Source organism: Demequina sp., assembly GCF_024642165.1.
Classification (GTDB): Bacteria; Actinomycetota; Actinomycetes; order Actinomycetales; family Demequinaceae; genus Demequina.
Genome location: NZ_JAHEBP010000004.1, coordinates 30,275 through 41,507 on the forward strand (window position 1 = coordinate 30,275; position 11,233 = coordinate 41,507).

Here is an 11,233-nt window from a genome sequence, read left to right on the forward strand (position 1 = left end):
TGCCCGCGATGAGGTTGACCTCAGGGCCGTCGGAGTCGTTGTGACTCGTCAGCGTGCCGGTCAACTGGGTCTCCCCGTTCTGGCCAGGGTCGCCCGCGACGTTGTAGCGCAACGCGGCGCCCGCGGTGCGATCCAGCGTCCAGCCGAACGTGTTGCCGTCCGTGCTCGCCGTCGACGGGTTGAGCTTCTTGGTGACCACGAACGATCCGCAGTTGGAGATGTTCACCGCGTCCGCCACGCCCGCGAGGATCACATCCTTGTAATCGGCCTGGTCCGAGTTGCCCGTCAGGGTACTCGGAATGATGTTGCCGATGGTGGTGCAGCTGGCCAGGTTGCCGAAGACGCCGTCTGTGAGGTTCACCGCCATCTCGACGATGCCGGTGGTGCCGTTGACCGACCCCGCGCCGATCGACGCGGGAATGTCCACGGGTGGACCGAGCACGAGTGCGCCGTTCACCTCAGACCATTCCCGGTACTTCAGGACCACGGAGTTGCCCTGGTAGTCAGCCACAATGAAGAAGTCGCCGTCCTGGCGGTTCGCCCACGGGTTGCAGCTGGCAATGAGGCTGGCCTCCGTCGCGGAGTAATCACAGGCGGCCGGCGTCTTGTCCTTCATGAACTCCCACGCCGATTGGCCGGTGGTGAAGGACTCGATACGGAAGGCGAAGTAGCCCCAGATGTCGCCATCACCGTCGGTTTCCGTGGCGATCCAGGCCTCGGTCATGTCGGTGCCCGCGTTCGGGTTGGTCTTGCCGAGCACGGGCACGCCCGTGCCATGGATGACCAGCACCTTGTAGCCGTTGCCGTTGATCGGGCCCAGCTCCTTGCTGTTGCCATACGGGTCCGCGAAGTGCGCCTTGACGCCCGGATCGCCGGTGGAGTCCACGACGGCGTCGGCGACGTTCCATGGCGGTGCGGTGCCCGCGTACGCCGGGATCGTGGTGATCCCGGTGGCGATAAGGCCCGCACACGCGAGGATCGCAAGTCCTCGGGTACGGCCAGAAATTCCCCTCTTCATTTCTCTCTCCTTCGACTGGGCCGCGGTTCGCGGCTGGCACACCAGTCGAGGCGTCGGCCCATCGGCGCTCGGACCTTCCCCCAGCGTGGACAGGTGGCGTCCCTGTGCCTGTATCGTCGCGAGGCCCCTCTAGGATGTGAGATTCCTCACATTTGTGACGATTCTTCCGTTTTACGCCTTTTGCAGGGTTCTGTAAAACGGTAGAACGCGCGCGCGATGCGTCTTTCGTGCGCGAATGGGAGTCTCGACGCAACGTTCGACCGGCGCGGGCCCACCTCCCGCCCTCGCCCTCGCGCATCGGCGGCCCGACCGCGCCCTGGCGGGACATGGGTGTCGAAAGCGGCCCGATCCCTACGCCCATGTCCCGCTGCGGCGCATCGGGACGATGCGGCGGTCAGCGCGCGAGCAGCTCGCCGGTGGTGAGGTCCGGCAGCGCCACCGTGACGGACGTGCCCCACGGGTCGGTGACCGTCACGGAGCGCCCGTCGGCGGCGAACGGGATGCGGCGCTCACGAAGGCGCGCGGCCAGGGAGTCGAGCTCCGCGGCCGTGGGTACGGTGACGGACACGTCGCCCAAGCCCAGCGTGGCGGCGCGCGGGCCCGCCCCGCGGCTGTTCCACACGTTCATCGCGACGTGGTGGTGATAGCCGCCCGCGGACGCGAACAGCGCGCCCGGGTACTCGCTCTGCGTGACCTCGAAGCCCAGCGCGTCGATGTAGAAGTCCCGCGCTGTCGCCACGTCACCCACCTGGAGGTGCACGTGCCCCACCCTGCCGGCGAGGCCGGGTCCGGCCTCCAGAACCTCCTCGCTCAGGTGGCGCTGCAGGTACGCGTTCGGATCGAGGTACAGCGTGTCCATCTCGATCTGGTTGCCGTGGCGACGCCACGTCGAGCGATCGCGGTCGGTGTACAGCTCGACACCGTTGCCCTCGGGATCCGTGAAGTAGAAGGCCTCGCTCACCAGGTGGTCGCTCGACCCGGCGAATCGGCTCCTCGGGTCCTGAGCCGCCCGGTACACCGTCGCCGCAAGGCTCTCGGGCCCGTCGAACAGGAACGCGGTGTGGAACAGCCCCGCCTGGCGCGGGTCCACGCCCGGAAGGTCGGGGGTGTGGATCAGCCGCACGAGCGGAGTCTCGCCCCTGCCGAGGACCCGGTGAACCTCCCGGCCCTGCGTCCGCTCCTCGAGCGGCGCCATCGCGAACGCGCGGGAGTAGTAGCCCGACATGCCGTCGAGGTCGCCCACGCGCAGCGTCACGGCACCCATCGCGGTGTCTGCGCTGAGGATGGTTTCGCTGGTCTCGCCGGCCTCGACCGTCATGGCGCCGCTCCTTGTCTCCTGTCGCGCGCCGGTCCGTTCACGCGGTGCGCGGGTATGGATCCCAGCGTAGCCGCATTTGGTTGTACCTACAACCTCATTGCCGCGAATTCGGCTCGCGGCGGGCGCCCGTGGGCACCTCGAAGCTGTGGTGCGAGACGATGCGGTCGACCCCGGGCGAGGCCAGGAAGTCCAGCACCGCGCGGGCGGCGGTGGGGTCGGTCGCGGTCGCGGCGACCGCGCCGCCGAACACGGTGGCGATGGCGCAGTCGGGAGGGAGAGTGCCCAGGATGCGCACGCCCGGCTGCCCGGCCAGCTCGCTGAGCTGCTGGAACCCCAGGTCGACCTCCCCGCGGGCGACCAGTTGCGCGACCGGGACCCCGGGGGGTGCCTGCACCAGCCGGTCGCCGAGCTCGTCCGCCAGCCCCCACTCCTCGATCATCCCGACAAGGGCGGCGCCGCTGGGGCCGGTCGAGTATCCGATCCTTCCGGCCCCCCGCATCGTCTCCCGCATGGCGGAGGCATCGGCGAAAGCCGGTCCGGTGGGGCCAGCCGCGGGCTCTGTGCCGGCCGCCCATACCGCGGCGGCGACGTTCGAGACCACCAGCGGAGTCAGCGTCTCGGGGTCCACAAAGCCGTCCCGGGCGAGGACCCCCAGCGCGTCGTCGGCGAGGAACACCAGGTCGAACTGCTCGCCCTCCCGGACGCGCCGCGCCGCGTCGACGCCGCCCACAGACTCGACCTCGACACGGGGGAGCTTGGCGCCCACCGCCGCGTCCATCAGCTCGGCGAGCACGTGACGCGTCGCCATGGACGAGATGGCCTTCACGCCGGGTCCTCGAACGTCTCGGCATCGACCTCGCGCGAAAGAGCAGCGCCATAGCGCGGCCCCGAGACGGTCCGGTTGCCGATCAGCTCCCCGGCCCGCGTGAGGATCGCCGGGTCGACGTCGACGCGCGTGGTGGCGAGATTCTCGTGTACGTGGTCGATGCGGGTGGTGCCGGGAATCGCCACCACGTGGTCTCCGCGCGAGAGCACCCACGCGAGCGCCAGTTGCGCGGGTGTGCATCCGGCCTCGGCCGCCAGTGCTCGCCAGCCGGGCAGCAGGCCTCGATTGGCGGGCCAGTGCTCCGGCAGGAACCGCGGTTGGGTGCGGCGGATGTCGTTCGCCGCGAAGCCGCTGGGGTCATCAACGGCATCGGCAAGGAATCCTCGCCCGACGGGTGAGAAGGCAACCAAGGCGATGCCGGCCTCGCGGGTGGCATCGAGCATGCCGAGCTCGGGGTTGCGAGTCCAGAGTGAGTACTCGTTCTGCACGGCAGCGATAGGTGCGGCCGCCTGGGCCTCGCGGAGTCTCGTCACGGACACCTCCGACAGCCCGATCGCGCCGATCTTGCCCTCCTGCACCAGGCCGGACAGCGCACCGACGCTGTCGCCGATGGGCACGCTCTTGTCCCATCGGTGAAGGAAGTAGAGGTCGATGTGGTCGACGCCGAGCCGTCCGAGCGAGGCTTCGACCTGCGCGCGAAGCGTCTCCGGGCGGCCGTCGATGACCTTGATGTTGTCGACCAGGGCCATGCCACCCTTGCTCGCCAGGACCACCTGGTCCCGGCGCCCGGCGATCGCGCGGCCCACGAGCTCCTCGTTGCGGCCGCCGCCATACAGCGTCGCGGTGTCCAGCAACTGCACGCCGGAGTCGAGGGCGGCACGAAGCATCCGCACCCCGTCCTCGAAGGACGGCGGGACTCCGTACGCGTGACTGAGCTCCATGCACCCGAGCCCGATCCGGGGCAGATTCACGCGAGCTGCTCCTCCAGCTGACCGAGCACGCGGTAGCAGTCGATCACCTGGCGCAGCGACGAGTTGGGCTCCCGGCCCTCGCGGATCGCCGCGACAAACTCACGGTCCTGGAGCTCGATGCCGTTCGTGGTGACGGCAACCTGCGACACGTCGATGGGCTCCTCCTTGCCGTCGACAAGATCGTCGTAGCGGGCGATGTAGGTGCCGGTGTCGCCGATATAGCGGAAGAACGTGCCGAACGGGCCATCGTTGTTGAACGAGAGCGAAAGCGTGCAGATGGCTCCGGACTCGGCCTTCAGCTGGATCGACATGTCCATGGCGATGCCGAGCGTCGGGTGGATGGGCCCTTGAATGGCGTTCGCCTTCACGATCCTGCCCGCCTGGTAGGCGAAGAGGTCGACCGTGTGGGCCGCGTGGTGCCACAGCAGGTGATCGGTCCACGACCGCGCCTCGCCCTTGGCATTGGTATTGGTGCGGCGGAAGAAGTAGGTCTGCACGTCCATCTGCTGGATCGCGAAGTCGCCGGCGGCGATCTGGTCGTGGACCCACTGGTGGGACGGGTTGAAGCGTCGCGTGTGACCCACCATCGCGACGCGATCGGATGCCTCGGCCACGGCAAGCGTCGCTTCGGCGTCGGCGAGCGAATCCGCGAGCGGGATCTCGACCTGCACATGCTTGCCCGCCGCAAGCGCGGCCTGAGTCTGCGCGGCGTGCACGCCGGTCGGGGTGGCGAGGATCACCGCGTCGACATCGTCGCGCGCGAGCACGGCGTCAAGGCCGACGACCGCGTGCGGCACGCCGTACTTGTCGGCCACGGCCTGCGTGGGTTCGGGTCGCGTGCCGCTGACGACGGTCACCTCGACATCGGGGATGTTCGCCAGGCCGTCGAGATGCTTCATGCCGAACGCTCCGGCGGCGCCCACGACGGCGATTCGGATCGGGTCAGTGCTCATGCGTGTGGCTCCTCGCTCACAGGGTCTCTCCGTGGGGTCCGCGTTGGGGATCCCAAGGCACGGCTCAGGTTCAGGCTCTCAGGCCGGGGAGCCGACCCGAACCTCCGCGGCGGAATCCACCTGGTCATGTGCCGTTTCGCCGGTGGACGGCCGGACGGGGTTGGACATCACCAGGTGACCGACGGCGGTGTTCGATGCCGGCACATGGTAGAACCGGTGGTTGACCTCAGGCGCACCGCCGCCGAACTGGTCATCCATGGCACCGCGAGCGATCAGCCAGTCGACGAGCTCGATGCCCTCGGAGCCCGCCTCGTCGACGTACTCCATGTGGGGCCACTCCGTGAGCCCGAGCGGATCCGCGATGAGGTGGTCGAGGAAGGCGTTGTCCCATTCCTTGTTGATGAGTCCCGCGCGCGGGCCCTGGAGCTGGTGGCTCATGCCGCCGGTGCCCCAGATCTGCACGTTGAGCGGCTCGCCGTCCCACTTGTCGAGGGCACGCCGGATCGCCTTGCCCAATTCGTAGCAGCGACGGCCGGAGGGAACCGGGTACTGCACCACGTTGACGGGGAGCGGGATGACCCTGCATGGCCACTCGTCGACGTCGCCGAACACCAGTGACAGCGGCACCGTGAGACCGTGATCGACCACCATCTCGTTGACGAGCGTGAGGTCGAAGTCGTCCTGGATCACCGACTGCGCGATATGGGCGGCGAGCTCCGGGTAGCCGTACACGTCCGGCACGGGGCGCGGCCCGTACCCCTCGTCGGCGACCGGATAGTACGGCCCCGTCCCGAGCACGAACGTGGGGACGATGCTGGAGTCGAACGCCGTGGCGTGGTCGTTGTAGATGAGGATGATGACGTCGGGGGTGTTCTCCTTGGCCCACTGACGCGTCCACTGGTAGCCGTCGAAGACCTTCTTCCAATACGGCTCCTCGGTCTTGCCCAGGTCCATCGCGGCGCCGATCGCCGGCACGTGCGACGTGAACAGCGCGGAGGTGTACGTGGCGGGTGCGTCCTCGCGCATCGTCTCGGACTTCTCGGTGCCGGGCGGCGCCCACCCGTCGAGGTCCTTCAGGCGCACGCCCTCCGGCCGGCGTCCGCCGCCGACCATCATGTCGCGGTATGCGGCCTCGGACATGCCCGTCATCGACCCGGCCATCTGCTGAAAGCTGAGGCCGTGCGTGGCACCCAGCTTCGCCAGGAAGTAGATGTTGCCACCCTCGGCCATGCACGCGTTGAGGTCGACGTCGAGCACTCCCGTGCGCTGAGCCTCGTTGAGCGGCCACTCGTCGAGGTACGCCTCACGGTCGGCGAGGAAGCGCTCGCGGTTCTCCGGCTTCATCAGCGACATGCAGAACTGGTTGAGGTGATAGCCCTTCCGGGCCTGCTCCGCGTCGAAGATGATGGTGCCGGGGATGTCCTGGTACGGCTTGTCGAGTGTCACGTCATTCTCCTTCTGGCCAGTAGAGGCGCCGCGGATTGTCGACGAGCAGCTTCTGCTGCAGCGCCGCGGTGGTGGCGATCTGGGGGACATAGTCGACCAGCAGCCCGTCGTCGGGCATGTGGTCCTTGAGGTTGGGGTGAGGCCAATCGGTTCCCCACAGCACGCGGTCGGGGAACTCCTCGACCACGCGACGCGCGAACGGCACCACATCCGTGTATGCGTGCTGCTCGCCATCAAGCGCCCGCGGACCGGTGACGCTGAGACGCTCGGGGCAGGACACCTTGGTCCACACGTTGGGGTTCTCTCGCATGAAGCGCAGGAACAGTCCGAACTCGGGCCCGTCCGGGTCCTTCGTCACGTCGGGCCGGCCCATGTGGTCGACCACGACGTCGGTGGGGATGCGCGAGAAGAAGTCGTAGAGGTCGGGCAGGTCCTCCGCCTCGAAGTAGATGACGACGTGCCATCCGAGCGGCGCGATCATCTCGACGATCTGGTCGAGCGAATCCGTGGGCACGCGGTCCACCAGGCGCTTGACGAAGTTGAACCGCACCCCGCGCACGCCGGCCTCGTGAAGCTCGGCCAGCTGTTCGGCGGTGACGTCGCGGCGCACCGTCGCGACTCCGCGTGCGCGGCCCGCGCTGCGCCGGAGCACATCGACGAGCGCCCGGTTGTCGGCGCCATGGCACGTCGCCTGGACCACCACATTGCGGTCGAAGCCGAGACGGTCACGGAGGGCGAAGAGCTGGTCTGCCGAGGCATCGCAGGGCGTGTACTTGCGCTCGGGCGCGAACGGGAACTGCTCGCCCGGGCCGAACACGTGGCAGTGCGCGTCGACGGCGCCGGCCGGCACCCGAAACGTGGGCGTGCTCGCGCCGTCGTACCAGTCGAGCCAACCGGGGGTCTTCTCGAAGCCGCCGCTGGTGTCGCCGTGCGCCATGCTCAGTCCTCCACGTACTCGAGACCGGCCGCCGCGAGCGGCTCACGCATGCCGTACAGGTCGAGGCCCAGCACGCCGGCGCGGAACTTCTGCCGCTTGGCCTCCTCGTTGTCCTCGCGCTGCCGGCTGGTATCCGCCACCGCGCCGACGAGCTCGCGCGGCACCACCACCACCCCGTCCACATCGGCGACCACGACGTCACCGGGGTTCACCAGCGCGTTGGCGACCACCACGGGGACGTTCACCGATCCGAGCGTCGCCTTCACGGTGCCCTTCGCGTTGATCGCGCGGGAGAAGACGGGAAAGTCCATCCGCTCAAGATCCGCGACGTCTCGGACGCCGCCGTCGATGACAAGCCCCGTGCACCCGCGGGCGGCGAGCGACGTGGCGAGCAGCTCACCGAAGAAGCCGTCCTCGCTCTCCGTGGTGCACCCCGCGATCACTACGGAGCCCTCGCGGACCTGCTCGGCGGCGACGTGGAACATCCAGTTGTCCCCGGGCTGGAGCAGCACGGTCACGGCCGGGCCGCACAGCTTGGCACCGGTGTATGCAGGGCGGATATAGGGGCGCATCAGCCCCACGCGGCCCATGGCCTCGTGGATGGTCGCGACGCCGAACTGCGACAGCCGCGCGACGTCCTCGGGGTCGGGGAACTCGATGTTCGTGCGAACGATGCCCAGATTGTTCAGTCGCATGGCGTTCCTCTCACAGTCCGCGGGCGGCGAGCGCGCGGTCGAGCCGCGGGTAGACGCGGCGGGCATTGCCTTCGAACACGTCCGCACGCTCATCATCGGTCAGGTGCGACGTCGCGTCGACGTAGCGCTTGGTGTCATCGAAGTAGTGGCCCGTGCGAGGGTCGATGTCGCGGACGGCGCCGATCATCTCGCTCGCGAACAGGATGTTCTGTGCCGGCACCACGGTGGTCAGCAGGTCGATGCCGGGCTGGTGGTAGACGCACGTGTCGAAGAACACGTTGCCCAGCAGGTGCTCCTCGAGCTCGGGCTTGCCAAGCGCCATCGCGAGCCCGCGGAACCGGCCCCAGTGGTACGGGACGGCGCCGCCACCATGGGGAATCACAAACTTGAGGTCGGGGAAGTCGCGGAACAGGTCGCCCTTGAGAAGCTGCATGAACGCCGTGGTGTCGGCGTTCAGATAGTGGTCGCCGGTGGTGTGGAACACCGGCTTGCAGGACGTGCTCACGTGGATCATCGCGGGGATCTGGTACTCGACCAGCTTCTCGTAGATCGGGTACCACGCGCGGTCGGTCAGGGCGGGCGCCGTCCACAGGCCGCCGGACGGGTCAGGATTGAGGTTGACGGTGACGGCACCCAGCTCCTCCACGGCCCTGGTGAGTTCGGCCACGGCTGTCGTGGGGTCCTCTCCCGGGGACTGCGGCAGCATGGCGCCCATGAGGAACCGGTCGGGGAAGAGTTCGCTGACCCGCGCGCACAGGTCATTGCAGATGCGCGCCCAGGTCTGACTCACCGCGAGGTCACCGATGTGGTGCGCCATGAACGACGCGCGCGGGCTGAAGACCGTGATGTCGCTGCCACGGTCGTCCATGAGCCTCAGCTGGTTCGCCTCGATGGTGTCGCGGATGTCATCGTCGCTGATGTGCAGCGTCGCGGGATCGGGGGCCGAAGCCTGGCCCCGCGTGTAATCGATCTGCAGGTCGCGCCACGCGCCGAGTTGAGGCGGTGCGGTCGTGTAGTGGCCGTGGATGTCGATGATCAACGTGTGTCGTCCTTGTCACAGTGCGATGGTGCTGGCCACGGTGCGGCGGTGGTCCCGAGAGGTCCGCGCCTTTCGCCCGGCGACCTTAAGTCCTGACGATAGACGGAGTCGATTCCGTGGTCCAATAGATAGAGTTCAGGCCACGCATAGATTGGATCGATAGATGTCCTTGCCGGATCTGAACCAGCTGCGGACGTTCGTGGTGCTCTACGAATTGCGCAGCCTGACCGCGACCGCAGATGTTCTGCACGTGACCCAGCCGACGGTCAGTTACACGCTGGCCCGGCTCCGTGAGAGGTTCGGCGACGATCTGTTCCGCCGCGAAGGCCACGTGATGGTGCCCACTGCGCAGGCGACGCGGCTGTTCGGACCGCTGCACCAAGCACTCGCCCAGATCGAGTCGACAGTGAGCGACGCGGTCGACTTCGACCCGATGAGCTTCACCGGCGAGCTCACCCTCGGGCTCACCTCGATCGGCGAGCAGACCTTCCTCCCCGCGGTCATGGCCGCGCTTGCGAGCGAGCGCTCCACCCCGCACGTTGTGGTGCGACGGCTCGACGCCGACCAGGTGGACGAGGAACTGATTCGAGGAGCCATCGATGTGGCGATCACCGTGTCGTCCATGGATGCGTCGCGCCTGTGGCGCACGCCCGTGCGCTCGGTGGAGTACGTGGCGCTCTCGTCAGGGGCGCACCCGCTGCCTCCCACCGGGCCGGAGATGTTCGCCGGTCGCGGGTTCGTCCGGGTGTCGTCACGAGGCGGCCACGTCTTTCCCGTCCAGGCGCTGCTCGAGCATGGGCTCATGCCCCAGGTCGCCCTCACGGTGGAGGAGTACGCCACCGTTCCCGCGGTGCTCGAGGCGACGGATCTCGTGGTCCTGCTTCCCCGCCACGTCGCGGAGGTGTTCTGCGGCTGGTTCCCCGGCCTGCGGATCGCCGATCTCCCCTGGTCAGGGCAGAGCACACCCGTCTCGCTGTGGACGCGACGCGAAGCAAGCCTCACATCCGTCCAGCGCTGGTTCCGATCCGTGGTGCTCGAGGCGGTGGCTGAACCTAGGTTCCTGGCCGGCGAGTGGAGCGATTCCAACTAGCCTTGGCCGGCGCGAGCGGGCTTCGCACATGAATCGACCAGGTCGAATGCGGGTGGATCGAGAGGATCGCACGCTCCCACCAGGCCCGCGCCTCCTCTGAGAGGGCTGGCAGCACGATGTCCTTGTCCGCCTCGTCCTCGGGCTTGGGTCGCAGCGCCTTCCAGACCAGCTGCACCTCGGGGGCTCCGGTCGGCAGGCCGCCGACGTCCAGCACGGCGCGGTCCCAGGGGAGCTGCAGGCGCGCGTCGCGGCGATAGACCCAGCGGTCCTCGGTGGCGTCCTCGACATTGACCTGAAGCACCCACGCGCCCCTCTCGACATCGAAGAGGCGGACCGCGAGGTAGTCCGCGTCATCGGGAAGGTCCGCCCAGGCGATCAGCTGCTCGCCGTCCCTCACCCACGCGGTCACTCCCGCCGGCAGCGCCGCGACGAGCTGCCCGATCGACGCCACCGTGGTGCTCACGGTCGACTTGGTCCGCTCACGCAGCGGCGCGCCCATCCATTGGTCGAAGGCCGTCCCGCCTGCGAGCCACCAGCGGACGGATGCTCGAGCGAGCAGATCCGCCACGGCTCCCGTGTCGAGCCGCTCCCAGCGCGTCGCCGGGTTCGGCGCAAGGTCACCCATGCGTTGACCCTATCCCCCGTCCCGAACCGTTCATGCGACCATTCCTACGGGCCTCTCGACCGCATCGTCCTGGCGGGACATGGCGGTCGAAATCGACCCCGCTTCCCGCACCCATGTCCCGCTGCGGCGCATCCGCCCGGCGCGGGAGAGGCAGAAGGCCCAGCACCCTTACCGGGTACCGGGCCTTCGACGACGAGCCGCCTATCGGAATCGAACCGATGACCTATTCATTACGAGTGAATCGCTCTACCGACTGAGCTAAGGCGGCATGTGCCCCTCGCGGGACGCTCCGTCCCCCTTTCGGGGCACGGGTAG

At 68.3% G+C, this 11,233-nt stretch carries 10 protein-coding genes, 1 tRNA gene and 1 pseudogene; 1 reads left to right on the top strand and 11 read right to left on the bottom strand.

Going from position 1 to position 11,233, the window contains the following annotated elements:
- From Q0L54_RS00900 to Q0L54_RS00940, 9 genes and pseudogenes are all read right to left on the bottom strand, one after another.
- Positions 1-1,018, bottom strand: a pseudogene (locus Q0L54_RS00900) (hypothetical protein); the annotation flags it as partial.
- A 394-nt stretch (positions 1,019-1,412) separates the two neighbouring features.
- Complete coding sequence (locus Q0L54_RS00905; protein WP_296664650.1) at positions 1,413-2,336, bottom strand: VOC family protein; 924 nt, start codon at positions 2,334-2,336, stop codon at positions 1,413-1,415.
- A gap of 94 nt (positions 2,337-2,430) precedes the next feature.
- A complete protein-coding gene (locus Q0L54_RS00910) occupies positions 2,431-3,162 on the bottom strand; it encodes a substrate-binding domain-containing protein (protein ID WP_296664652.1) in 732 nt (243 codons plus the stop codon).
- The gene (locus Q0L54_RS00915; RefSeq protein ID WP_296664654.1) at positions 3,159-4,133 is read right to left on the bottom strand and encodes an aldo/keto reductase; all 975 of its coding nucleotides are present in this window, start codon (positions 4,131-4,133) and stop codon (positions 3,159-3,161) included. The genes Q0L54_RS00910 and Q0L54_RS00915 overlap by 4 nt, the downstream gene beginning before the upstream one ends.
- Positions 4,130-5,086 (bottom strand): Gfo/Idh/MocA family oxidoreductase, encoded by a 957-nt coding sequence (locus tag Q0L54_RS00920; protein ID WP_296664655.1) that lies wholly within the window; start codon positions 5,084-5,086, stop codon positions 4,130-4,132. Before Q0L54_RS00920 ends, Q0L54_RS00915 begins: the two co-directional genes overlap by 4 nt.
- Positions 5,087-5,164: 78 nt before the next feature.
- Positions 5,165-6,532: a protocatechuate 4,5-dioxygenase subunit alpha/beta gene (locus Q0L54_RS00925; protein WP_296664658.1), complete on the bottom strand. Its 1,368-nt coding sequence runs from the start codon at positions 6,530-6,532 to the stop codon at positions 5,165-5,167.
- Position 6,533: 1 nt separating this feature from the next.
- A complete protein-coding gene (locus Q0L54_RS00930; RefSeq protein ID WP_296664659.1) occupies positions 6,534-7,469 on the bottom strand; it encodes an amidohydrolase family protein in 936 nt (311 codons plus the stop codon).
- A gap of 2 nt (positions 7,470-7,471) precedes the next feature.
- Positions 7,472-8,164, bottom strand: coding sequence for a 4-carboxy-4-hydroxy-2-oxoadipate aldolase/oxaloacetate decarboxylase (gene ligK / locus Q0L54_RS00935; protein WP_296664660.1), 693 nt, complete (start codon positions 8,162-8,164; stop codon positions 7,472-7,474).
- 10 nt (positions 8,165-8,174) lie between these two features.
- A complete protein-coding gene (locus tag Q0L54_RS00940) occupies positions 8,175-9,203 on the bottom strand; it encodes an amidohydrolase family protein (RefSeq protein ID WP_296664662.1) in 1,029 nt (342 codons plus the stop codon).
- A gap of 163 nt (positions 9,204-9,366) precedes the next feature.
- On the opposite strand from Q0L54_RS00940, the gene Q0L54_RS00945 reads away from it, so the two are divergent.
- Positions 9,367-10,293, top strand: a complete 927-nt coding sequence (locus tag Q0L54_RS00945; RefSeq protein ID WP_296664663.1) for a LysR family transcriptional regulator — start codon at positions 9,367-9,369, stop codon at positions 10,291-10,293.
- On the opposite strand, the gene Q0L54_RS00950 is transcribed toward Q0L54_RS00945, so the two are convergent.
- Both Q0L54_RS00950 and Q0L54_RS00955 read right to left on the bottom strand, forming a co-directional pair.
- Positions 10,256-10,918 carry a hypothetical protein gene (locus Q0L54_RS00950; RefSeq protein WP_296664665.1) on the bottom strand — a complete coding sequence of 221 codons (663 nt, stop codon included), beginning with the start codon at positions 10,916-10,918 and terminating at the stop codon, positions 10,256-10,258. The genes Q0L54_RS00945 and Q0L54_RS00950 overlap by 38 nt on opposite strands.
- A 195-nt stretch (positions 10,919-11,113) precedes the next feature.
- Positions 11,114-11,186: transfer RNA gene (locus Q0L54_RS00955), tRNA-Thr, on the bottom strand.
- Positions 11,187-11,233 lie beyond the last annotated feature (47 nt).